The following is a 24,345-nucleotide window of genomic DNA, read 5'->3' on the forward strand; positions in this document are numbered from 1 at the left end:
CTGGCCGGCTCCCCCATTGTTTCAAGCTGCTTCCTGGAAATCCATTTCCGGCGGCTGCTTGCGGAAACCACCGGTCAGGAACCCCAGGTACACCAGGCCGACCGCCAGCCAGCTCAGGCCCAGGTAGATCGCCAGGTGATCGAGGCTGATCATCAGCCACAGATCCGCCACCAGGCCGATCAGCGGGCATACCAGGAACAGCAGCAGCTCACGCGGTCCACGTTTCTCGCCACCGATCCAGTAGTGGAAAATCACCGACAGGTTCACCAGGCTGAAGGCCAGGAACGCGCCGAAGTTGATGAACGAGGTGGAGGTGGTCACGTCGAGCTTCAGTGCCAGCAAGGCCACCACCGCACACAGCAGGATGCTGTTGACCGGCGTGCCGAAACGCTCATGCAAGGTGCCGAAGAACGACTTCGGCAACACTCCGTCGCGCCCCATCGCATACAGCAGGCGCGAACCGCTGGCCTGGGCCGACAGACCCGAGGCGAACTGACCGACGATCAGGCCGATCAGGAAGATCGTCACAAACAGGTCGCCACCGATATTGCGGGCGATTTCATAGGCGGCCGAATCAACGTTGTCGAACACGAACGACGGATGGGCCAGCTGCACGAAGTACGACACCCCCACGAAGATCAGGCCGCCGATCAGGGTGATCAGCATGATCGCCCGCGGAATGGTCCGGCGCGGATCGCGGGTTTCTTCGGTCAGGGTACTCACCGCATCGAAGCCCAGGAACGAATAGCAGGCAATCGCCGCGCCGCTCATGATCAGGGGCATCTGCATATCGCCGCTGATAAAGGGTGCGATGGTCCACAACGGCTTGCTGGCGTCACCGCCGATGTAGTGGATCGCCAGGGCGACAAAGGCCACCAGCACCAGGAACTGCACCAGCATCAGCAAGGCGTTGATACCGTTGGCCAGGCGCAGGCCGACGATATTGATCACGCTGGTGATGCCGATAAAGGCCAGTACCCAGACCGCTTGCGGCACCGAGGGGAATGCCGAGTTGAGGTACGCCGCGCCGATCAGCCAGATCGCCATGGGCAGGAACAGGTAATCGAGCAACACCGCCCAGCCGGCAATAAAGCCCAGCTTGGGGCTGATGGCCTTGCGCACATAGCTGTAGGCCGAGCCGGCCACCGGAAAGGCGGCGGCCATGCGCCCGTAGCTCATGGCGGTGAAGAACATCGCCACCAGCGCGGCGAGATAGGCGGCCGGAACCATGCCGGCCGTGGACTGGGCAAGAATGCCGAAAGTGCCGAGGACAATGATCGGCGTCATATAGGCGATGCCGAACAGCACCACCGACCCCAGCGAAAGGGTGCGTTGCAAACGAGCCATGAGGCGACTACTCCGAATGTTATTGGATTTATGGCAGAGCCGAGTTCGGCAAGGTTGGAGCGGTACTACGAAATTCTTGTTTTGAAAAAACCATCGGCAGCCCGCCGCCGCGGGCCCCGGTCAATCCTTGGGAATCAGCAACTCCCGTACCCCGTTGGCGTGCCCGATCACCTCGCCCGGCAACCGCAGGCGCTGGTCATCCAGATAACGGTAATCACGCCGCGCCGCCGCCAGCTGGCTCAGGTCCAGCTTTACCGTGAACTGCCCTTCCTCACGCCCGGCTTCGAACAGCAGGCTGCCGAACGGATCCACCAGCGCACTGCCCCCGGCGAACAGCAAGCCGCCGTCGCCCTCCTCGACCCGGTTGACCATCAGCGCGAACGCCTGGTTTTCCTGGGCGCGGGCCATGATCGCGGTGCGGTGGGTCGGGCCGTAGGGGTCCATGTTGCCGTTGGTGACGATCAACAACTCGGCGCCCAGCTGCGCCAGGGCCCGGGCGGTTTCCGGGAACTCGATGTCGTAGCAGATCAGCAGGCCGACGCGGATGCCGTTCCACTCAGCGGTGACATAGCGGTCGCCGGCAGTGAACACGCCACGATCCGAGGCCCACAGATGGGTCTTGCGATAGCGCAGGGCAATGCCTTCCGGGGTGATCAGCAAGGTGCTGTTGTAGAACTGCCCGGCGTCGTTTTCGGCGACGCCAATCACCACCGCCAGGTTGCGTTCCCGAGCAGCCTGCTGCACGGCCTGCACGGTCGGGCCATCCAGCGGCTCGGCGACAGCGGCCACGGTCTCGGCGGACGGAAAGCCCATCAGGTGGGTTTCCGGGAATACGATCAGCTGCGTATCGGCGGCGCAGGCCGCAATCGCCGCCAGTGCCCGCCCGAGGTTGTAGGCGGTATCGTTGTCCCGGCCCGCAAGCTGGGCAAATTCGACCTTCATGGATTTTTCCTTGTTTTCGATAGCCGGCCAGGCTCAATGACGGCGCCGAGCTGGCAGAATGAGTGCCCGGCCATTGTGTGTGGGTTCAGTATGCGCACCGGGGGCGGGCCGTGGGAATCACGCGGCCGGGGTAACCTGATAGGGGTAGACGAATGACACTGATCCTGGACGACATCGCCTGGCACCGGGCGATGGGGCAAATGATCGAGGCCCTCGACCGGCCGAATTTCTGGACGCAACTGGTGCGCCTGCTCGACCAGTACGTGACCTTCGACAGCTGGGTGGTACTGCTGTTCAGCAACGGCCGGCACCCGGAAGTGTTCGCCGAATGCCCGGGCGAGGACGGCGGCCCGGATCAGTTGTTCCAGGATTACCTGCGTGGCCTGTACCTGCTCGACCCCTTCTACATCGCCAGCCGCGAACAGCAACGCACCGGCCTGTACCGCCTGCCGGAGGTCGCACCGGAGCATTTCGAGCTGACCGAGTACTACCAGCGCTACTTCCGCCTGAACGTGGTGGCCGATGAAATCCAGTTCAACTGCCAGCTCGATGGCGACCGCACCCTGTGCCTGTCGCTGGGCTCCACCACGCCCTTCAGTGCCGAACAGATCGCCCTGCTTTCGCTGATCCAGCCGTGGGTGCTGGCGCTGCTGCGTCAACGCCTGCCCTATGAAGTCCACGAAGCCGTGGCCCAGCCGAGCAGCGCCGGGCAAGGTGATTGGCGCACGCAGTTGGAAGCCTCGGTGCAACAGCTCAAGGGTGCACAGTTGACCGCCCGTGAACTGGACGTCGGGCGATTGATGCTCAGCGGTTGCTCAAGCAAGGAAATCGCCCGCAAGCTGGAGATTTCCATCGAGACCGTGAAGGTCCACAAGAAGCACATGTACAGCAAGTTGGGGATCAAATCCCAGTCGGAGCTGTTCTCGATTTTCCTGCAGGCCCAAAGAGCTTGAGCCATCGCACAGCTCAATGACGGGATAACCGCCGGTCAGAAATGATCAACACCTGTCATTTCTGACAGTAGACAGCCAACTTGCCCTGATCGAACAATTCCCTCACGAGTTGATGGAGTTGCTGTACGCCGACTGCCCGCCTGTACGAAAGAAAAAGACGCAAGGACCGATCCCCATGGGAACGGTCCCCGCCACGGACAGGTGCCCCAGTGAATTCGAGCGTTGACGCTTGCGTTTCCACTGAGCACTTTTGGCAGGTAACCATGTTTGCACACCGCGCACTCCCGAGATTTGCAATACCCGACGGCAAGGTTTGAGCCCATGGGCCTCTTGCGTCGTATCTTGGTCACGCACCTTGTTGCGGCCCTGTTGGCCACTGCAACCCTGGAGACCTGTGTGAGCGTGCACGCCGACTCACTGACCGACAAAGCACAACAGATCGAGCAACTACTGGCCCGGATGACACTCGAAGAAAAAGCCGGGCAACTCACCCAACTGATCGTGCAAAAGTCCCCCTCCGGACCGGTGGTGGCAAACGGCGGAGAGGACGTCATACGCCACTCGGGGGTTGGCTCCCTTCTTGGTGCCGCTGGGGTGCGGGACACGCGCCACTTGCAACAAATTGCCGTGGAAGAATCCCGCCTGCATATCCCCCTGTTGTTCACAACCGATGTCATCCATGGTTTTCGTACGATTTTTCCCGTCCCGCTGGCCGAAGCGTCGGCCTGGGACCCGGACCTGACACAACGCACCACCCGGGCCGCCGCCGTTGAGGCCAGTGCCAGCGGCGTACACTTGACCTATGCCCCCATGGTCGATATTACCCGTGACCCACGCTGGGGACGTGTGGTGGAAGGGGCCGGCGAAGACCCCTTCCTGGGTTCCGCGCTCGCCGTGGCACGTGTACGCGGCTTTCATGGCCAGGGGGCGCCTGATGTTTCCACGCTGCTGACCACCGCCAAGCACTTTGTCGGCTACGGTGCCCCCGAAGGGGGACGAGACTACAACACCAGCGATCTCTCGGAACGTACGCTGCTCGAAACCTACCTCCCGCCGTTTCGTGCCGCCGTGCAAGCCGGAGTGGATGCCGTCATGCCCGCCTACAACGAACTGGACGGTGTCCCCATGCACGCCAATGATCCATTGCTCAAGGAGAAACTTCGTGAGCAGTGGGGCTTTCGTGGCCTCATCATCAGCGACTTCGGCAGCGTGCGGGAACTGATGCAGCATGGTGTCGCCGCCACGCCGACGGAAGCGGTCAAACTCGCCTTCGGCGCCACAGTGGATATTGATATGGTCAGTGGCCTCTACGCTCAGGAATTGCCGGAGCTGGTACGCAGTGGCCAACTTTCACAGAACGCGTTGGATGCCGCTGTACGCCGCGTACTCGAGGCCAAGCAACGACTTGGGCTATTCGACGCCCCCTATCGCTACAGCGATGCGGCCCGTGAAAAAACCAATCTACTGACACCCCAGTCACGCGCCCTGGCCAGGGAGGCCGCACAGAAATCCATGGTGCTGTTGAAAAACAACGGGGCCTTGCTGCCTTTGCACAAGGACCTGCCAAAACTCCTGGTGGTGGGCGCACTCGCTGACGACCAACTCTCGACCTTGGGTTCCTGGTCTGGCGACGGGCGCGCCGAAGAAGCGATCAGCGTTCTGCAAGGTATCAAAGGCGCGGTTTCGTCCGCCACGCAAGTGGTCTACATCCCGGGAGCCTCACCCGATGACCTCGACCTCTCGGAAGTCGACAAGGCACACCAAGCGGCCCTTGATGCCGATGTGGTCGTTGCAGTGCTCGGCGAGCGCGCGAACATGAGCGGAGAAGCGCACAGTCGATCCTCCCTGGGTTTGCCTGGGGCTCAGGATGCCCTGCTGGCCCGACTGGTTGAAACCGGCAAGCCCCTGGTGGTCATTCTCATGAACGGACGCCCGTTGACCATTCCACGGATGGCCGAACAGGTCCCGGCGATTCTAGAGTCCTGGTTTCTCGGCTCCGAAATGGGCAATGCCGTGGCCGATGTCCTGTTCGGGGACGTCAATCCCAGCGGTAAACTGCCTATTACCTTTCCACGTTCGGCAGGACAGGTTCCCCTCTACTACAACCAGAAGAATACTGGGCAACCCTCGAAGAAAGACGAAGCCTATATTGACCTGTCCGGGACACCGCTTTACCCGTTCGGCCATGGGCTGAGCTACACCACGTTCACCTACGACCCGCCAATACTCAGTGCCACGCAACTAGCCGCCACCGACACGCTGAAGGTGCAAGTGACGGTTCACAACACCGGTCAACGAGAGGGCGAAGAGATCGTGCAATTGTATTTGCATGACAACGTCGCCAGCGTGACACGTCCGGTAAGGCTACTGCGCGGCTTTACCCGAGTCAGGCTGGCGCCCGGCGAAGCCCGAACGGTGAGTTTCTTGCTGGATCAGGACGACTTTGCCTTCCTCGACCAGTACTTTTTACGGCGGGTAGAACCCGGCACCTTTACCGTCTTTGTCGGTGGCAGTTCGGCCACGGACAATCAGGCAAGCTTCGAGATAACCAACACCGCGCGGGTCAAAGGGCTCGGCTCGGCGATACCGCGCATGTTACGCACACCGGAAAACCCACCCTACGAGTGACAAGGATTTCGGCTACACACTTTGTATCGTTTTCCCGAGAGGCGCAGAATACCCGACCTCCCGACGAGTCCGAACCAAAGGAAACCGTATGAGCCTGTCCCTTCTGAGCCGCTACGCCTTCTTTGCCGGTTGTGTGATCTTCACCCTCGCCAGCTTGCCATTCCTCGCGCATGACTGGCTGTGGCCGTTCACCCTGCTGACCGGCTGCTTGAGCCTGCTGGGCCTGTTTGACCTGCTGCAAAGTCCCCACGCGGTACGCCGCAACTACCCGATCCTGGGCAATATCCGTTATCTGGTGGAAGGCATTCGCCCGGAGATCCGCCAGTACCTGCTGGAATCCGACAGTGATGCCCTGCCCTTCTCCCGGTCCCAGCGCTCGCTGGTGTATTCGCGGGCCAAGAACGAAAGCGCCGACAAGCCCTTCGGTACCCTGATCGACGTGTACCAGGGCGGTTTCGAATTTATCGGCCACTCCATGCGCCCGGCACCGCTGAGCGATCCGAGCAGCTTTCGCGTGATCGTCGGCGGTCCGCAGTGCAAGCAACCGTACTCGGCCTCGGTGTTCAACATCTCGGCCATGAGCTTCGGCTCCCTGAGCGCCAACGCGATTCGCGCCCTGAACCAGGGCGCCAAGCTCGGCAACTTTGCCCACGACACCGGTGAAGGCAGCATCAGCCCCTACCACAGAGAGAACGGCGGCGACCTGACCTGGGAACTGGGCAGCGGTTATTTCGGCTGCCGCACCGCGGACGGCCGTTTCGATCCGGAACGCTTCGCCGCCCAGGCGCAGACCCCGCAGGTACGGATGATCGAAATCAAGATGAGCCAGGGCGCCAAGCCCGGCCATGGCGGCATCCTGCCCAAGCACAAGGTGACCAAGGAGATCGCCGAAACCCGCGGCATCATGATGGGCGAAGACTGTGTATCGCCATCACGGCACAGTGCGTTTTCCACGCCGGTCGAGATGATGCATTTCATCGCCCAGTTGCGTGAGCTGTCCGGCGGCAAGCCGGTGGGCTTCAAGTTCTGCCTGGGTCATCCGTGGGAATTCATGGGCATTGCCAAGGCCATGCTGGAGACCGGCATCCTTCCGGACTTTATCGTCGTCGACGGCAAGGAAGGCGGTACCGGCGCGGCACCGGTGGAGTTCACCGACCATATCGGCGTACCGATGCGCGACGGCCTGCTGTTCGTCCACAACACCCTGGTGGGCTTGAACCTGCGGGACAAGATCAAGCTCGGCGCCAGTGGCAAGATCGTCAGTGCCTTCGATATCGCCAGCGTGCTGGCCATCGGTGCCGACTGGGCCAACTCGGCGCGGGGTTTCATGTTCGCCATCGGCTGCATCCAGTCGCAGAGCTGCCACACCAACAAGTGCCCGACCGGTGTGGCGACCCAGGACACCTTGCGCCAACGCGCCCTGGTGGTGCCGGATAAAGCCCAGCGGGTGTTCAACTTCCATCGCAATACCTTGAAGGCGCTGGCCGAAATGCTTGCGGCGGCGGGGCTGGAGCATCCGGCGCAACTGGAGGCCAAGCATCTGGTCCGGCGGATGTCGGCGACCGAGATCAAGTTGTTCTCGCAGCTGCATGTGTTCCTCAAGCCGGGTGAATTGCTCACTGGAGAGGTGAACGGCGAGTTCTATTCACGTATGTGGCAGATGGCGCGGGCCGATAGCTTCGAACCGCATGAAGTCTCGGCGGCTTAATCAGACAAGGCTCCTGTTGACCGATGTCGCAAGACGGCGTCGCTGCTTCGATACAAATGCCAGCAACTTAGCTAGAACATAAAGGGAAGCAACGCATATTTGCGCTGCCCCCTTTTTTTTCTATTATCAACCATAACATCCAACACTGCCAACCAAGCTCAAAACCCGAATTTTAAATATATAATATTTATATTTACTACTTCAGGGTAATGATCTGCAATGTAATTCTCCCCACTGGCACCAATGTCATCCTAGAAATATTATCCTTAATTTCCGCAGGATCTCCTGATATCGCCCCCTCTAATCGTACGACCATCTCACTGCTTGAAAGGCCTAATCCAAACATGTGTGCATTTACAGTTTGAAAATATGCAAGCAGCTCTGACAACTGAGTTTTATGAATCGAAGCCACACTACTTATATATCTTTCCAGCAAACCACTATCCATATTGTAGCGATAGGGAGCTTCGTCTTCAAACCCAGAATGAAACATTATTCTTTCTGGATTAGCTTTATAAACACCCAAAGCAGTTTCCCATGAATTTACAGCGACTACAACATTTGCAGGCACCGATATCAGCCTTTCAACAGCAGCTTTTATTTCTTCATCTGAAGCAGATATACCAGGCATATATACCAGTAGGCTATCTGCATTATCTACCCTCTTATACCCAAACCATACTGCTGCCCCACCACGACCACCCCCCCAACTATTGATACTAGCCACCTCTGCTTTTGTAACTCTAAAAGATTCTAAAAACAATATATTATCAGTGACATTCACACTTACCGGCCTTGTCCCAGCAAGCGCTGTCTCTATATGCACCTTCCCCTCTAGCCTCTTTATAGTTAACAACCCTTTTATCTCTTTATTCTCCAGCTCTTTATTTGCCATATCTATGTTCATTACCCTACTCTCCCATTTGCTTTCAATATCATTTAACAAACCAAATACTCTTTATCCCGACGACTCATAAATAACACAACCTCACCTCCTCTAACCCTAATCGCCCAGCCCTCTCAGCATGGCAATCCATCCAGCTCTTCAGTTGCATCCCGCCTAGAAACAACATGGCCGTCATCAACGATGAATACCCCGTACTTCGTTACCAAATAACAGTTTATCGACCACCCTGTACCCGGCATACAGCAGCGCGAACAATGAGATCCCGCCGCCGACATTGCAGTTCGCTTGAGGGTATATCGCGAGTTGGCATAAAAGGAAAACGTGGCCGCCACGGCAAAAGCACAGATATTACTGACGGACTGACGAACCGATATGACACCGTGCACCGTCAGGAAAATACTCCCATGGATCAGGGTATTAAGAACGCCAATATAAACGCAGGTCGAAAAGCGCTTGAGTAATACACACACGGCCATGTCCTGGATTCCGCAGCCAGAAAGAAATACCCGCCCGATACCGACTGGGGGGCGCTTCCACGTACAGCGAAACACCAGCGTGGTGAGGTTTCAACACTAGACCGCGTCGACAGGTCTGTCTACTGTCAGAATTGACAGGTACAGACGAGTTTTTTCACCTGCGGCTGCCCTGCCCGCCCCAGGCGCCCGGCCGTCTCTTGCGACACGGACACACCTGTTATTTCTGACAGCAGACAGCGTTGTTGAGAGACCTGGGTGTTCGGTCCCGGAATGAGATGGTGCGGGCGGATAGTTTCGAGCCCAATGAAATGGCCGTCGCGCAAAGAGAGTAAAAGCGCCTGGCCGCCAAGGGCCAGGCGCCTTTATTCACACCTGACGGGGTTATCGCCTGGCACACTCCCACAGATCTCATACAACCCCAGAACATTATCGCCCATCACTGTTTGCGTGATCGAATGCCAGCGACGGGGAAGATCAACCTCGTCCCCCGGCTTTTTATAGACGTAGTCCAGCCACCATACTCGACCTGTTGCCGTTTCAAGACGATCGAGAGACTCAACATAAGTGTCATCGCCATATTTCATCATCGGGGCAGAAAAGCCTGACGCGATGGGCCGATGGCCTGATGACGACGAAAAGTGCAACAGCAGCTTCCGGTGTTTATCGTTGTAAAAATGCCCAGCGTAAAAGAGATAGGCATCGCTCACCACCAATACATCACCGCTCATTGACTTGACGTTAAAATCCTCCATCAACTCAGCCAGCCTATCGTCAGCCATCCGGTAAGGGTTGTTCATTGTATGCTGTTGACTATAAACATGGCTCAAGCCAAAAACCTCTACCGCTGACAATACGCCCACCGCCATGACAAACCCCCATCTATTACGCAGCTTATCCAGTGCTATCGCCACAAGAAGGGGCATCATCACCGCAGAAAAAAACAAATATCGCTCTACAAACACAGGAATATAGAAAGAGAATAAAAAAACGACCATCACGGTCAAAAAACTGCAGATAACAATCAGGGTTTGCACTGCGTACCGGCTGCGGTCTTGCCACAACACGATACCTCCAGTCACCCCATACACGATCGGCACCAGCCAGTAAATAAACGCATTGCAGCCACGCCCATCGTTAACGATCAAGAATTTCCATATCGCTGATGGCAAGCTATAACCGGAAACGGGCTGAATCCAGCCCACGCCAAAGGTGTTCAACTGGGTAAAAGCACTTGACAACCAGGGCAAGTAAAGCAGGGCAATCACCCCGTTCGCCAGCCACCACTGGGGCCGTTCTATGCCTCGATGCCGCCCATAAGCCGGCAGCCGGATCAACAGCAGGTACAACCAATGGGAAAGCGCGCAGAAAATCGAAAAATAATGGGTATAAAGTCCACTCACCATCAATAAAACATACATCACCAGGTAGCTACTTTTTTGCGGTTTGAGCACCCAATACACCAGCGCAAGGGTGGCGCCCGTCAGTTCGCCCCCCATCAGCGCATACATGCGGACATCCTGGCTGTAGCGAACCGCGATAGGTAACAACGCCAGCAACAAGCCCGCCGTTATTGCCGCTCGCGGTGTTGAAACCACCCGCACCAGCCAAATGCCGAGCCCGACGTTGACGACGCCAAGCACGGCACTGAAACCTCTCGTCCACACCAACCCATTGCTGTCGGTCAGTGCGACCAGCCCATGCAGGAGCATATAAAAAAGCGGAGGATGTACATCGCGTCCGCTTAACGTCCAGATATCAGCCAGCGGATAGGCAATCAACTCCAGAGTAAAACCTTCATCGGACCATATGGAGGCGTTGGTCAACAGATAAAAACGCAGCACTGTCGACACGCTAACAATCGCGAAGATCCACCACCCGATGGCGTGTGAACGCGGGACCGTCACGGCAATTGATGGGATATCATTCATGACGCCAGCACTCCTGGACGTTCAGCCTAGGGCTTAATCTGTTTCATCATGATAAGTCCTTCTTCCCCACCAAGATAAATATCATAGAACTTATTATTCACCACCGGCATACCGAAGTCATCGAGTTTATCTTTACTGAGATACGACTCATCAGCATCCTCGACATTATCCATACCCACTCTTAAAAGAGCCGCCAAACTGACTGCCGCACCCAGTCCCATGATATCGTCAATACCGGGCATTACCGCCAGCGTGCCTTGAGCGGCCGGCACCCAACCTGAATCGTCATCCTGCAGGTGAAATTTTTTGACCTTTCTTAGTTCCACACGGCTGAAAACATCGTAACTCAGATTAAATGAAATTGTCTTTTCCATCTCCTGCCTCATCATCAGTACCCGCCCATAGGCGTAGGAAAAGGACAACATGTACAGCAACGGCACCGCTAGCAAAACCCCGGCTTGTGGATAACACCTCACCAACACCGAAGCACTTAGATAAAACAAGAACATCAGAAGTACCGAAGCCCCAACCAGTGTCCGCCCCCCAAATTAAAAGGTTCGAATACGAGCATGATCCCGTGAATGGACAGACCCAGCACACCCAGCAACACACTGTACAATAAGGCTCTTATTAATTTTTCTCGAGCCCGAATATCAGATCTGAGCATTTCAACAACCACCCAGCAATAGCCGACTGCTGCCACCCCTGACAGGCACAGAACAAGCCCGTAGCTTGCGCCGGTGAACGTCTCCGGGGTTCCGTCGAAAAACAACATGATTCTCGAACCGATTTCCGCGATCGCGGAGGCGTCCAACTTAATCAGTGTCTTACGCTCATCGCCCATTAAAGGGTAGGCCGTTACATAATAAATAACGACGCCAATCCCTAACTGAAGCAGTTTATCACCTGTTACCCTGAAGATACGCTCAAGAGGCTCGCCCCTCTCCAGCAACCTGAACACCTCAATACAACACAATCCCACAAATACGTTGATCATAGGCTGATAGAAAGCCGTGAGCACAGCCACCAGTAAAGCCGGCATCGCCGTTCGTTTCCAGAACACCTGCTCTTGGTAGGTCACCGCTAGGATGCTCGCAACAATACCGAGTATCATTGACGGCCCATCATACTGATAAGTCAGATTTTGCAGGAAGAACGGACAATACAGCAAGGGCAAGACGACGAGACAACGGCTGTATGTCAAGTCAGTAAAATAATGCCTGGAGAGACGGGCCAAAGCCAATGCCAATACTGTGATCGCCAGCAGGAGGGCTAACGGAAACATATTAGGCGCGGCATGACTTAACGATAATAGCCCATACAGAATATCCGTCAGAACTCGTCCCTCGTCGGAAAAGTCCGCCCTGGCAAATACAGAACGCCAACCATCATCAACATAGAGATAGTCGGACAATATAAAGGGGAGCACATATAAAAAACTGACAATCAGGTAAAAAACTACCGCTTCACCTTGCGACAGCTGCTTCTTCAGAACATCAAATTTCATAGCCCACCACTGTCCCTTTTATTTCACGCTCGACTGCCGAGAAAGCAAACCACTAGGCTTCCCTGAAACCACGTCTTTAACAACATATCTGGGACGGTGTTTAGATTCCATATAAATTCGCCCTATATATTCCCCCAGCACCCCAATCCCGATCAGTTGCACACCGCCCAAAAACAAAATCGCCGTCATCAACGACGGGGCCCCCGGCACATCATTACCAAACAGTATCTTGTCCAACGCCATATAACCGGCATACAGCAACGCCAACACTGAAATCCCGCCCCCGATATAACTCCACAGACGCAACGGCAAGGTACTGAACGAGGTGACCCCGTCGAGTGCCAGGTTCCATAACTTCCAGGCATTGAACTTGCTCCGGCCGCCGACACGGGGCGCGCGATCGTATTCAATAATGGCGACCGTGAAACCGGCCCACGACAGCACGCCTTTCATGAACAGTGGCTGTTCAGGTAACGCCTTGATCACGTCCACCACCTTGCGGTCCATCAGGCGGAAATCGCCCACATTTTCCTCGATGTGGGTGTAGGCGATGTGCTTGAGCAGACGATAGAAGAGAGAAGCACTGTGACGCTTCAGGTAACCGTCACTGGAACGATCCCGGCGCTTGGCCAACACCACATCAGCGCCGTTTTGCCAGGCTTGGAGCAATCGGGGAATGACCTTGATCGGATCCTGCAGGTCAACATCGATGGGAATGACCGCCTCACCGCTGGCAAACTCAAGGCCGGCGAACAACGCCGGTTCTTTACCGAAATTTCGTGAGAAATTGACCAGCACTACATTGTCATCCATCAGTGTCAACGCACGAGCGATGTTTTCCGTAGCATCTAAACTGCCGTCATTGATAAAAATAATTTCGACCTGGTAAAGACTCAACCCAGGCTCTTGTCTGACGCTCTGGTAAAAAAGCTCAATCGTCTGATCTTCATTGAACAGCGGAACCACCAAGGAAACTTTCACGTCGGCGTGCTCCGAAAGACCACGTAACTGGCATAGCAGTAACCCACGACCAGACTGACGCCTGAAAAAACGACCAGTGTCACGATACCCGGCAGGGCCAACCCATCTCCAAGCCACCCTATTACAAAGCTCATAAAAGCCATAAAGCCGACAAAGGATAAATAGCGAGCCAACGTTGCAGTTTGCTTGAAGGTATATCGCGAATTGGCATAAAAAGAGAACGTGGCCGCCACCCCAAAAGCACAGATATTACTGGTGGCCTGACGAACCGATAGGACGCTGTGCAGCGTCAGGAAGACGCCCCAGTGGATTAGCGTATTCAGAACGCCAATATAGACGTAAGTCGAAAAATGCTTGAGCAACACACACACGGCCATATCCTGGATTCCGCAGCCGGAAAGAAATACCCGCCCGATAAGTACCGAGGGGCGCTTCCACGTACAACGAAACACCAGCGTGGTGAGAGTTCAACACTAGGCCGCGTCAACAGGTCTGTCTACTGTCAGAAATCACAGGTACATATGAGTTCCCACTCTCCGGCCAAGGCACTCTGCCGTTCCTTCTGGCACGTACACACCTATTATTCCCGACAGTAGACAGACCTGTTGAAGCGCTCTAGTGTAAGGCTCCTGCCCGTGGGTTTTCGTTGCCAGGAAAACATGGACGCTAAAAAACGCCATGACGGGGTTCTTTCAAACCTGCCCTGTCTATCTGAAAAATACCTCTGGGTGCTGGTCCTGGCGTTGGCCGCCTATGTCCGGTTTTATGCTATTCAGGGCCCCTATTTCTGGACCGACGAGGCCCTGTCGGCCCTGATCAGCAGCCAATCCCCCGAGCGGATATGGTTTCACGCAGGGCACGACATCTCTCCGCCGCTCTATTTCCTGCTGCTTCATGCCTGGAGCGCCGTGTATGGCGATGGCGTATTTTCGCTGAGGGCAATGAGTGCGCTGGCCGGGGTACTGAGCACGCTGTTGGGCATGTGGTTGATGCGCTTGCTGGATACACCGCGAACGGCCGTGCTGGCCGGGCTGCTCCTCGCCCTGTTTCCGATCGCCGTCCGTTACAGCCAGGAAACACGGATGTATACGCTGGAACACGTCTGGCTACTGGGTGCAACCATTGCCCTGGTCTACTGGGTGAAAAGGGCTCGTGATCGATACCTGGTGGCGTACGCGCTGCTCATGACGGCAGCACTCTATACCCATTACTTTGCAATCTTCTGCGTACTCTCTCACTGGACGTACCTGTCGATGCTGGCCTTCCAGAGAAACCACCCAACGCGACCTGTTTTCCGTTGGGCGTGGTGGCTGGCCAATATAAGCATCGCCCTCTTGTATGTGCCATGGTTGATCAGCCTGGTCGACGAGTTGTTTATCAACTTTGATAAATTAAAAGTCAGCGGCGATATTTTGTGGGTGCCAGATCCCACGCTTTCTACATTACCCTCTTCCCTCTGGATGTTCTTTTCCGTCAGAAACGGGCTTGAGTTCTTTACAGCGGGCTACCTGCTATTCCCCTTGTTCATCACCGCCCTGGCCCTGGCCGGAGCCTTTCAGATAAAAAGTCGCTTCAAGTTTGGCCTTTTACTTTCGCTCTATACGTTCCTGCCGATCCTGGTTGTTTTTCTGATTTCATTTATATTCCCAGTCTTTGTCGAGCGTTATGTGTCTTTTGCGGCCTTGGGTATACCGATGCTACTGTCTGTCGCCATCAGCAGGCTGCTGGGCCGGTTTCCCATCTTGGCCTTGAGCACGCTCCTGCTGATCATCAGCATTCAGTTGATAGGGCTGCAAACCCTTTACGCTCAACAAGACGATCTGGATGACCCCCGCAATGAGCAGGACGCCCCTCTTGATGACATCGTTGCCTATATAGACGAGCGCTATCTTGAGGGCGATAGCATCGTCGTTCAGGGCGGATACCAGTATCTGAGCGTGGCCTATTACAACCGCGCAGGCGCCAAGCCTTTGCTTTTTGATCCACCCTGGGAAGGTCGTGACAACCGACCTAATGGCTACGGCGCATCCACACTCATTTACGCGGACCGGGATAAATTGTTTTTTGAGGATTTTGAGCATTTACCAGCGGGTATAAAAAAGCGCGTGTGGTGGGTGACATCGACTCACTGGGAAGATGAACGACGCCCGTTCCCCAGCGATTGGCAGTGCCAGTTTGCCAAGCACGCCGGCAGCATGGAACTCCGGCTCTATGTCATCCACGCCCCGGCAAACGCGGTCGGGCAACCCCCAACACAAAACTGTGACATTCAGTAATACCCCCGCTTTGCAATTCCCACCGATTCCCGCCAACCTGCACGCCGCCGCTGTGCGCGTGCAATTTCTTACACCCACAACAGCCCTATTCAACATTCGCCCAAGAGTTTTCCCGTGATGTCCAACGGACGCGATCGCCGCATCGACTTTTTCCGCGGGTTGGCGCTGATCTTCATTTTCTGGGATCACGTGCCGCAGAACCCTCTCGCCCATTTCACCGTGCGCAATTTCGGTTTCAGCGACGCGGCGGAGATCTTTGTCTTTCTCGCCGGCTTCGCCGCGATCCTGGCCTACGGCAAGATCGCCCGCCGCGACGGTTTTCTGGTGGCCAGTGTGCGTATCCTGCGCCGGGCCTGGGTGCTTTATGTGGTGCATATCTTCCTGCTGGCCGTGCTGATGGGCATCGTGTTCTTTGCCAACAGCCAGGTGGAAACCCGTGACCTGGTGCAGGAAATGGGCTTGCAGTATTTCCTCACCCATCCACAGCAGGCGCTGGTGGACGAACTGTTGCTGCGCTTCAAACCCAACCTGATGGACCCATTGCCGCTGTATATCCTGTTGTTGCTCGGCCTGCCGCTGATCCTGCCGATGCTGCTGCGCAAGGCCGAATACGTGGTGGGGCTGTCGGTGCTGCTGTACCTGCTGGCGCCCTGGTTCCAATGGAACCTGGCCGCCCAGGAGGGCGGCGTGTGGTTCTTCAACCCCATGGCCTGGCAGTTGCTGTTCGTGCTCGGTGGCGCGGCGGCGATCCATGGGCAGCGGGAAAAACTTCCGGAGACCCGCCCCCTGTTACACCAGCCACTGTTCGTGACCTGCGCGGTCTATCTGCTGGTCTGCGCGGTGATAGCCCTGTCGTGGAAATGGCCACAGGCGCATGACGCCTTCATGCCCAAGCTGCTGGGCGAATGGCTCTATCCGATCAGCAAGACCAATCTTTCGCCGGCGCGCTTGCTGCATTTCCTGGCGCTGGCCTATGTGCTGGCGAAGTTGTTGCCCAACAGTGGCTGGCTGGATCACTGGCTGGCCCGACAAAGTTGCCGGATGGGCCGTTACTCGCTTGAAGTGTTCTGCTTCGGCGTGCTGCTGGCACCGTTGGCGGACATGCTCAATGCCCAGGCGGGAGATGGCTTGCCGGTTCGGGTGTTCAGTGCTCTGCTGGGCGTGGCGTTGATGGCAGCGCTGGCCGGCTGGCTGGACCTCAACAAGCGCCTGGGGCGTCCCGCACAAGTGGTCGCCGCCTGACAGGACGGCTGCCGTGGACCATTCGTCGGGACTGTCAGTATTGACAGCTATCGCCGGCGGACCATCGCTGCTGGAATCAATCCTACCCGCCCCACCCTGGCTGATGTGCCGTAACGATGTAGCCAACGACCAACAGTTGAGCGCATCCATGAACGGACTCTCCGGAAAACTACTGTGGTTGCTGTGTCTCTTTCCGGTCCTCGGAATACTTGTGCTCCTGCCCTGGGGCACAAGCCCGCTGGAACAATCCCTGACGGTCGTGGACAACACCCTGGTTGCTCCTGCCCAGGGTGAGTGCCGGGATCTCTTCGCAATTTTCTATTCGGGAGACTCGGGCTGGGGGTTCGTTGAACAACAACTGAGCCAGCCCCTCAACGAGCATGCCATTTCGGTACTGGGCGTCGATACCAAGGCTTACTTCTGGAATGGGCGCTCGCCCGAGTCGGCCGTCGCTGACCTGTCCCTCCTGATCACTCGCTACCGCGAACAGTGGCATAAGTCCCACATCTGGCTGATCGGCTATTCCTTTGGCGCCAATGTATTGCCTTCGCTGATCGAACGGTTACCCGCCGAGGACCGCAGCCACGTGATCGCGCTGACGTTACTGGGACCGACCCAGGACATCTTTTTCGAGGTTGAACTGGAAAACTACATGCACCAAAGCTGGCTGCGGACCCAGGCCAAACGACTGCGCAACGCCGTCCTGCCCGTCAGGCATTACGATGCCCTGCCCCCCTTGATCAGCCTCCAGCAACAGCTACCCGTTGTCTGTTACTTCGGAACCGCTCCCTCAATCCACGTGGCCGACAGAAGCCTGTGCGAAACAACCCGATTACCACCCTGGATAAAAGCCACGGCCTATCCGGGGGGTCATGACTTTGGCGGCGTTTTTCAGCCAGTGGCTACGCAGATGCTGCATGACATTGCGCCGCTCATGCCCTCCTGCCACGGGTAAACCCCTCAGCCAGAAAAACCTGACCCACCTCACATATTTTTCACCGCTCCAAAGCAACGTCTAAGCTTCAGGCAAGTGCGATCAATCTGCGTGAATGGATGAATCGACTATGGGCGCTTTATGGCAATCCGATTCGAGCAACACTGTGGCGCCAGCCAACAGGGAGGATGAAGCGCCTTTACCGAAAAAACCGCGTAAGCGTCGGCTGTGGTGGCGGCTGTTCTGGCTGGTACTGCTGATTGCCCTGGTGTTGCTGGGGTTTGCCGCCTCGCGGGAAATGCGCAGCTCAAAGATCCAGGCGCGCGAGTTCAGTCGTCTCGCTGCCGACCTGGGTTACTCGCTGGAGCCCGGCCCCAGTGACTCGATGCTCTATCCCGGTGACGGACCTTTCGACAAACGCCTGGGCTACAGCGCCCTCGGCGAATTCCTCCCACGCCTGCTGAAACGCAATTACCTGATCGAAGCCCAGGCCCGCTTCTCCCCGGCGCTGCTGGACTACAGCCAGGAAGGCTTCTTCGTGCCCTACAAGGAGAAAATCCAGGCCGGGCTGTCGATCACCGATTGCCGTGGGGGCGATGTCTACCACTACGACTATCCGCAACAACTCTATGCCAGCTTCGAAGCCATTCCACCGCTGGTAGTCAACAGCCTGCTGTTCATCGAGAACCGTGAGCTGCTCGACCCGAAACAGCCCGAGGCCAACCCTGCCGTGGACTGGCCTCGCTTCGGCAAGGCGGTGCTGTCGCAGATTACCAAGGTCCTGCATATCGGCGGCCAGACCGCCGGCGGCAGCACCCTGGCGACCCAATTGGAAAAGTACCGGCACTCGCCGGACGGCCTGACCCTCTCCGGCGGCGAAAAAATCCGCCAGATGATTTCCGCCAGCGTGCGGGCCTATCAGGGCGGGCCGCAAACCCTGGAAGTGCGCAAGGACGTGGTGCGCGACTACCTCAACAGCGTGCCGCTGTCCGCCGTGCCCGGGCATGGCGAAGTGCATGGCATGGCGGAAGGCTTGCGCGTCTGGTACGGCGCCGACTTCGCCCAGGTCAACGCCCGCCTGAACAGCGTTGCCAGCGATCCCCTGAGCCTGTCCCAACGCGGCCTGGCCCTGCGTGAAGTGCTGTCGCTGATGATTGCCCAGCGTCGCCCCTCCCATTACCTGGCCCGCGGCCGCGACGAACTGGCCGAACTGACCGACAGCCATATCCGTCTGCTGGCCCAGAACGCGGTGATCGACGGCCCCCTGGCCGCCGCCGCGCTGGCCAGCAAGGTGACCTACCGCGACTGGCAACAGGAGCCGACGATCCAGCCGGTGGAATCGAACAAGGGCATCAGCCTGGCCCGCAGTCGCCTGTCGGCCATGCTCGATCGACCCCTCTACGACCTCGACCGCCTCGACCTCTCGGCCACCAGTACCTTGCAGTCGGACCTGCAAAGCCAGGCCAGCGACTACCTCAAGCGCCTGGCCGACCCCGAGTTCGCCAAATCCCTGGGCCTCTTGGGTGACCACCTGCTGACCCCCACCAGCACACAACAAGTGCGCTACAGTTTCACCCTCTTCGAGCTCACCCCCGACAGCGCGCGGGTGCGGGTACAGACCGACAGCACCGACCAGCCCTTCGACATCAACGAGGGCAGCAAGCTGGAACTGGGCTCCACCGCGAAACTGCGGGTGCTGACCAGCTACCTGCAGATCATCTCCGAACTGCGTGACCGTTATGGCGATCAGTCACCCGCCGAACTGAAGAAAGCCTCCGACCAGTCCCAGGACCCGATCACCCGCTGGGCGGTGGATTACCTGGCGCAGAACAGCGACCGCTCCTTGCCGAAAATGCTCGACGCCGCCCTGAACCGGCAATACTCGGCCAACCCCGGCGAAAGCTTTTTCACTGGCGGCGGCTTGCACCACTTCCACAACTTCCGCAAGGAAGACAACGGCCGCAGCCCGACCTTGCGCGAAGCCCTGCGCGAGTCGATCAACCTGCCCTTTATCCGCCTGATGCGCGACCTGGTGCGCTACAGCACCTACCAGGGCCCGAACAACAGCGCCGAATTGCTCAAGGACGACAGCGAGCCGCGTCGCCAGGAATACCTGGCGCGCTTCGCCGACCGCGAGGGCACGGCCTTTATGCTGCGCTTCTGGAAGAAGTACCAGAACAAGACGTCCCAGGAACGCCTGGACACCTTCCTCGACGGCATGCACCCGACGCCGATTCGCCTGGCCGCGGTGCATCGCTACCTGCTGCCGAACGCTCCGCAAGCGGCTTTCAATGCCTTTGTCCGGGCCCACCTGAAAACCGAGAAAGTCACCGACGAACGCCTGGCCAAACTCTACAAGACCTATGGTCCGGGGACCTTCGACCTGCCCGACCAGGGCTTTATCGCCAAGGTTCACCCGCTGGACCTGTGGCTGCTCGGCTACCTGCTGAACAACCCCCAGGCGCACTTCAGCCAGGTGGTGGCCGCCAGCGAATTCGAACGTCAGGAAGTCTATGGCTGGCTGTTCAAGAGCAAACACAAGAGCGCCCGCGACAGCCGGATCCGGGTGATGCTGGAGATCGAAGCCTTCCTCGATATCCATCAGCGCTGGCAACAGGTCGGCTACCCCTTCGACCACCTGGTGCCGTCACTGGCCACCGCCATCGGCAGTTCCGGCGACCGCCCGGCGGCACTGGCCGAACTGGTGGGGATCATCCTCAACGACGGCGTGCGCATGCCGACCCTGCGCATCGACAGCCTGCACTTCGCCGCCGATACGCCTTACGAAACCCGCCTGGTCAACGACCCCAGCAAGGGCAAGCGGGTGATGCCGTCGGAGGTCGCCACGGCCCTGCGCGAAGCCTTGTCACAAGTGGTGGATGCGGGCACCGCGCGGCGGGTCTCCGGCAGCTTCAAACAGCCGGACGGCACACCGCTGGCCATGGGTGGGAAAACCGGCACCGGCGACAACCGCATCGAGGCCATCGGCGCCGGCGGGCGGGTCCTGAGTTCGAAGTCGATCAACCGCACGGCCACCTTTGTGTTCTACATCGGCGATCATCACTTCGGCACCCTGACCGCTTTCGTGCCGGGACGCTCGGCCGAGTCGTTCAAGTTCACCTCGGCCTTGCCGGTGCAGGTGCTCAAGGGCATGGCGCCGATCCTGACGCCTTACCTGCAACCGGGCAGCAACACCTTGTGCACCGCGCAAAAGGTCGCGCAAACACCCTGACGACAGGAGAAGCGCCTCAACGGGTCGCGTGAAAACGCTTGGCGAGTGTGTAGCTCTTTTTCCAGTAGCTATTGCTCAGCGAATCGATGCGTACCGTCTTGCCGCTGCGCGGCGAGTGAATGAATTTGTCCCCGCCGATATAGAGCCCGACATGATTGACGGTGTTCTGCCCATTACGTCGGAAGAACACCGCATCGCCGGGCTTGAGATTTTTTCGCTCGATGGTCCTGGCGTTGGAACGGCGCATGCCGACGGTAGTACGCGGCAACTTGATATCGGCCTCCTGCTGAAACAGATAGACCAGCAAGCCGCTGCAATCGAAGCCGTTGACCGACATCCCGCCCCACCGATAGGGCGTGCCGATCAATTCATGGGCACGGCCAACGACATTGTCGATGGGTGCCGGCGCGGCCTTGGGCCGCAATCCCTTTAGTACCTTGGCCGATGAAACGGGCTTCGCCCCATCGAGAGCCGCGTGGGCCGACAGGAACAGGCCCGGTGACACCCACAGCAGCGCTCCGAACAAGAAACTGGGCATGAATAAGTCCCGCCTTTTTGACACAAGGCGGCATGGTAAAGAGCTGTCCCGACCTTGCTTAGAGTGCTTTTCTTCTATTGGCATAGGGGAAAACTCTAAGTAGGCACAGAAAATCCAACCAAACCCTGAAGGGCAAATGTGCACAAACGGGGCTTAACGTCCGTTCGTCATTTTTTCTTGCCGCCCAGATAAGATATATCTTAAGGTATATCTTAACTAGACAGGAGAAAGAGAAATGAGAGAGGAACACCCCCACCATCGTCACCATCCCCGGGAATTCGGCGATGGCCATGACGGCTTCGAACGTCGTCCCGGTCGCGAACGCGGCGGCCGCGGCCCGCGGGTCTTTGCCCCTGGCGACTTGAAGCTGTTGCTGCTGGCACTGATTGCCGAACAGCCCTGCCACGGCTACGACCTGATCCGCCAGATCGAAGGCATGTTCGACGGTGCCTACAGCCCGAGCCCCGGCGTGATCTACCCGACCCTGACCTTCCTCGAAGAAAGCGAAATGATCCTCGGCGACGCTGCGGCCGGGAAAAAGCGCTACAGCGTGACCGACGCCGGACGACAGTCCCTGGTCGAACAGGCCGTAGCCCTCGATGGCGTACGCATGCGCATCGATGTCAGCAAGCGTTCGCTGCGCGGTCATGAACGACCGCTGGAAATCCACGAGGCGGTGCACAACCTGCGCCACGCCCTGCAACTGCACAACGGCCGCTGGAGCCCGGAAGAAATCCTTCGGGTTCGCGATCTGCTGAACAACACCGCCAAGGCCATCGTCGATGGGCCTGTATCCGCTCCATCCTGCTCGGAGAAACCGGAATGAATGCAGTCAATCAACAAGGGATTCATCGCGTCATGCACGAGATCAAGCGACGCCGCCTGGAGGTGTTGCGGGTCGTCGACCTTACGCCGCGCATGCGCCGTATTACCGTCGGCGGGCCGGAGCTGGCGGGCTTTATCAGCCTGGGCACGGACGACCATGTGAAAGTTTTTTTCCCACAGAACGCCGCCGAACAGGCCGCCCTGGAAACGATGGTGCTGGGGGCCAAGGACAACGGCCCGATGCCCGCCATGCGTGACTACACCCCACGGCGTTATGACCTGGAAAGCGGCGAGCTGGACCTCGACTTCGTCCTCCACGGCGACGGCCCCGCCGCGACCTGGGCGGCCCAGGCCGTGCCCGGTCAGTTCCTCAATATCGGCGGCCCGCGGGGCTCGATGGTGGTGCCGGATATCTTCGACAGCTACCTGCTGATCGGCGACGAAACCGCACTGCCAGCCATTGCCCGACGCCTGGAAGGCCTGGCGGCCAATCGTCGGGCGCGAGTGGTGATCGAAGTGGAGAATGCCGGGGAGCAGCAGGAGCTGCAAAGCCCGGCGCAGGTCGAGGTGACCTGGGTGCGGCGCGATGCGCCGGAGCAGGATCTGCTGCACACCGTCGAACAGCTGGATATCCCCGAAGGCAGCCTGTATGCCTGGGTGGCGACCGAAGCGGCGCTGTCACGCAAGATCCGCAAGGTGCTACTGGGCAGCCATGGCTTGAACGAGGAATTCCTCAAGGCGGTCGGCTACTGGAAACTGGACAACAGCGCCGAGGAGTGATTCACCCCACCACAAACAGCGGGAGCAGAGCTAACCTCTGCCCCGCCACCGATCCATCCCGATCAGCCCGCCCGACACCAGCAAAAACCCCAACAGAATCTGCCCGGCATTGATAAACACCTGTGGATAACCCAACTTATCCACATCAAAAAAGGGATACGGGTACACCCCGATCAGATGTCCGCGCAGCAGTACATAAGCGAAATAGACCACGGGATAGATCGCCCAAGGCAACCCATCCCACCACCGCAAAGTGCCCTTCCTCACGCAGCACCACCAATAGACCACAAACAGCACCGGCATCACGTCGTGCAGCAACTCATCGGCCAGCCACTGAAACCCCTGGGGATGCCACAGATGGCGCAACAACAGGTTGTAGGCCAGCCCGACCACCACGATGCTCGCCGTCACCCCCGTCTGCACCGCCGGTTTGAGAAACCAGCGCCTGCCCGCTGAGTCCCGCGAAGTCACCGCACAGGTCAGCACCGTCGCCGCCAGGGTATTGGTCAGCACGGTGAAAAAACTGAAGAAGGTCACCAACGCGCCGATCAGGCTGGCCTCCACCTGCCAGCGAAAAATCAGCAGCAGATAAAGCTGGATCGTCAGCCCGCCCCAACCCAGCAACGCCGCTCCCGTCAGCAGGATCCGCCGCCAGCCGCCCGAGGTTTCCACAGCGCTGTGCATCGCTCTGGCTCCCGCGCTCACAGCTCGCGCTTGGTCCGCGCCAGCTTGATATAGAGGGCTTCGACCTTCTCCCGCGCCCAGGGAGTCTTGCGCAGGAACGTCAGGCTTGACTTGATGCTCGGGTCGCTCTTGAAGCAACGGATATCGATGCGTTGCGCCAACCCTTCCCATTCGTAATGGGCCACCAGGGCATTGAGGATCTGCTCCAGGGTCACGCCGTGCAAAGGGTTGTTGTTCGATGCCGTCATGCCAGGCCTTCAGGTCAGGAAGTGGAAGAAGCCGCGCACCTTAGCCGAGCCTTGGGGCGGGGGGAAGAGTCACGGGCGAAGACAAGGCGTCCCGTATCTGAAATGACCGTAAGACCGCTCTGATGCAGCACGCGAATTGCGCACGAACGACAGTCCCTGTAGGAGCCGGCCTGCTGGCGATCAATCGCAAGAACGCCCTCTGCCTCAAG

General features: G+C 58.0%; 21 protein-coding genes. 9 read left to right on the forward strand and 12 right to left on the reverse strand.

From position 1 onward, the window contains the following. Positions 1 to 21 precede the first annotated feature (21 nt). Both CWE01_RS31845 and CWE01_RS31850 read right to left on the reverse strand, forming a co-directional pair. Entirely contained in the window at positions 22 to 1,347 is a 1,326-nt protein-coding gene (locus CWE01_RS31845) for an APC family permease (RefSeq protein WP_100944519.1), read from the reverse strand. 120 nt (positions 1,348 to 1,467) lie between these two features. Further along, positions 1,468 to 2,289 (reverse strand): carbon-nitrogen hydrolase family protein, encoded by an 822-nt coding sequence (locus CWE01_RS31850; RefSeq protein WP_100944520.1) that lies wholly within the window; start codon positions 2,287 to 2,289, stop codon positions 1,468 to 1,470. Positions 2,290 to 2,441: 152 nt separating this feature from the next. Between CWE01_RS31850 and CWE01_RS31855 the strand changes: the two genes are divergently transcribed. The 3 genes from CWE01_RS31855 to CWE01_RS31865 all read left to right on the forward strand — a co-directional run bounded on the left by CWE01_RS31855 (position 2,442) and on the right by CWE01_RS31865 (position 7,578). Next, positions 2,442 to 3,242, forward strand: coding sequence for a LuxR C-terminal-related transcriptional regulator (locus tag CWE01_RS31855; RefSeq protein WP_100944521.1), 801 nt, complete (start codon positions 2,442 to 2,444; stop codon positions 3,240 to 3,242). A gap of 396 nt (positions 3,243 to 3,638) precedes the next feature. Further along, positions 3,639 to 5,870 carry a glycoside hydrolase family 3 N-terminal domain-containing protein gene (locus CWE01_RS31860; protein WP_256579439.1) on the forward strand — a complete coding sequence of 744 codons (2,232 nt, stop codon included), beginning with the start codon at positions 3,639 to 3,641 and terminating at the stop codon, positions 5,868 to 5,870. Positions 5,871 to 5,958: 88 nt separating this feature from the next. Then, positions 5,959 to 7,578: an FMN-binding glutamate synthase family protein gene (locus tag CWE01_RS31865; protein WP_100944523.1), complete on the forward strand. Its 1,620-nt coding sequence runs from the start codon at positions 5,959 to 5,961 to the stop codon at positions 7,576 to 7,578. A 196-nt stretch (positions 7,579 to 7,774) separates the two neighbouring features. Here CWE01_RS31865 and CWE01_RS33465 read toward each other — a convergent pair whose 3' ends face one another. The 7 genes from CWE01_RS33465 to CWE01_RS31895 form a co-directional block, all read right to left on the reverse strand. Then, the gene (locus tag CWE01_RS33465) at positions 7,775 to 8,524 is read right to left on the reverse strand and encodes a hypothetical protein (RefSeq protein ID WP_157815311.1); all 750 of its coding nucleotides are present in this window, start codon (positions 8,522 to 8,524) and stop codon (positions 7,775 to 7,777) included. A gap of 74 nt (positions 8,525 to 8,598) precedes the next feature. Continuing rightward, positions 8,599 to 8,961 carry a GtrA family protein gene (locus CWE01_RS34465; RefSeq protein WP_371917170.1) on the reverse strand — a complete coding sequence of 121 codons (363 nt, stop codon included), beginning with the start codon at positions 8,959 to 8,961 and terminating at the stop codon, positions 8,599 to 8,601. A 362-nt stretch (positions 8,962 to 9,323) separates the two neighbouring features. After that, complete coding sequence (locus CWE01_RS31875) at positions 9,324 to 10,889, reverse strand: glycosyltransferase family 39 protein (RefSeq protein ID WP_100944524.1); 1,566 nt, start codon at positions 10,887 to 10,889, stop codon at positions 9,324 to 9,326. A gap of 26 nt (positions 10,890 to 10,915) precedes the next feature. Then, positions 10,916 to 11,263 (reverse strand): hypothetical protein, encoded by a 348-nt coding sequence (locus CWE01_RS31880; RefSeq protein ID WP_157815312.1) that lies wholly within the window; start codon positions 11,261 to 11,263, stop codon positions 10,916 to 10,918. Between the two features lie 134 nt (positions 11,264 to 11,397). Beyond that, positions 11,398 to 12,396 (reverse strand): glucosyltransferase domain-containing protein, encoded by a 999-nt coding sequence (locus CWE01_RS31885; protein ID WP_100944526.1) that lies wholly within the window; start codon positions 12,394 to 12,396, stop codon positions 11,398 to 11,400. 18 nt (positions 12,397 to 12,414) lie between these two features. Further along, entirely contained in the window at positions 12,415 to 13,377 is a 963-nt protein-coding gene (locus CWE01_RS31890) for a glycosyltransferase family 2 protein (protein WP_100944527.1), read from the reverse strand. Beyond that, on the reverse strand, positions 13,374 to 13,748 hold the full coding sequence (locus tag CWE01_RS31895; protein WP_100944567.1) for a GtrA family protein: 375 nt from the start codon (positions 13,746 to 13,748) through the stop codon (positions 13,374 to 13,376). Before CWE01_RS31895 ends, CWE01_RS31890 begins: the two co-directional genes overlap by 4 nt. Positions 13,749 to 14,036: 288 nt before the next feature. Between CWE01_RS31895 and CWE01_RS31900 the strand changes: the two genes are divergently transcribed. The 4 genes from CWE01_RS31900 (at position 14,037) to CWE01_RS31915 (ending at position 21,061) form a co-directional block, all read left to right on the forward strand. After that, positions 14,037 to 15,653, forward strand: coding sequence for a glycosyltransferase family 39 protein (locus CWE01_RS31900; RefSeq protein ID WP_100944528.1), 1,617 nt, complete (start codon positions 14,037 to 14,039; stop codon positions 15,651 to 15,653). A 117-nt stretch (positions 15,654 to 15,770) separates the two neighbouring features. Further along, entirely contained in the window at positions 15,771 to 16,895 is a 1,125-nt protein-coding gene (locus tag CWE01_RS31905) for an OpgC family protein (RefSeq protein WP_100944529.1), read from the forward strand. 13 nt (positions 16,896 to 16,908) lie between these two features. Then, complete coding sequence (locus tag CWE01_RS31910) at positions 16,909 to 17,850, forward strand: AcvB/VirJ family lysyl-phosphatidylglycerol hydrolase (protein WP_157815313.1); 942 nt, start codon at positions 16,909 to 16,911, stop codon at positions 17,848 to 17,850. A gap of 109 nt (positions 17,851 to 17,959) precedes the next feature. Then, complete coding sequence (locus CWE01_RS31915) at positions 17,960 to 21,061, forward strand: transglycosylase domain-containing protein (protein ID WP_100944531.1); 3,102 nt, start codon at positions 17,960 to 17,962, stop codon at positions 21,059 to 21,061. A 16-nt stretch (positions 21,062 to 21,077) separates the two neighbouring features. On the opposite strand, the gene CWE01_RS31920 is transcribed toward CWE01_RS31915, so the two are convergent. Beyond that, positions 21,078 to 21,599 carry a C40 family peptidase gene (locus CWE01_RS31920; RefSeq protein ID WP_100944532.1) on the reverse strand — a complete coding sequence of 174 codons (522 nt, stop codon included), beginning with the start codon at positions 21,597 to 21,599 and terminating at the stop codon, positions 21,078 to 21,080. A 235-nt stretch (positions 21,600 to 21,834) separates the two neighbouring features. Between CWE01_RS31920 and CWE01_RS31925 the strand changes: the two genes are divergently transcribed. Both CWE01_RS31925 and CWE01_RS31930 read left to right on the forward strand, forming a co-directional pair. Further along, positions 21,835 to 22,425, forward strand: a complete 591-nt coding sequence (locus CWE01_RS31925; protein ID WP_100944533.1) for a PadR family transcriptional regulator — start codon at positions 21,835 to 21,837, stop codon at positions 22,423 to 22,425. Then, positions 22,422 to 23,204, forward strand: coding sequence for a siderophore-interacting protein (locus tag CWE01_RS31930; protein ID WP_100944534.1), 783 nt, complete (start codon positions 22,422 to 22,424; stop codon positions 23,202 to 23,204). The genes CWE01_RS31925 and CWE01_RS31930 overlap by 4 nt, the downstream gene beginning before the upstream one ends. Before the next feature lie 30 nt (positions 23,205 to 23,234). Here the strand turns inward: CWE01_RS31930 and CWE01_RS31935 are convergent, their stop codons facing one another. Further along, a complete protein-coding gene (locus CWE01_RS31935; RefSeq protein WP_100944535.1) occupies positions 23,235 to 23,888 on the reverse strand; it encodes a Pr6Pr family membrane protein in 654 nt (217 codons plus the stop codon). A gap of 17 nt (positions 23,889 to 23,905) precedes the next feature. Beyond that, positions 23,906 to 24,136 carry a VF530 family DNA-binding protein gene (locus tag CWE01_RS31940; RefSeq protein WP_040070571.1) on the reverse strand — a complete coding sequence of 77 codons (231 nt, stop codon included), beginning with the start codon at positions 24,134 to 24,136 and terminating at the stop codon, positions 23,906 to 23,908. Positions 24,137 to 24,345: the final 209 nt, after the last annotated feature.

This window comes from Pseudomonas sp. QS1027, from assembly GCF_002814235.1.
Classification (GTDB): Bacteria; Pseudomonadota; Gammaproteobacteria; order Pseudomonadales; family Pseudomonadaceae; genus Aquipseudomonas.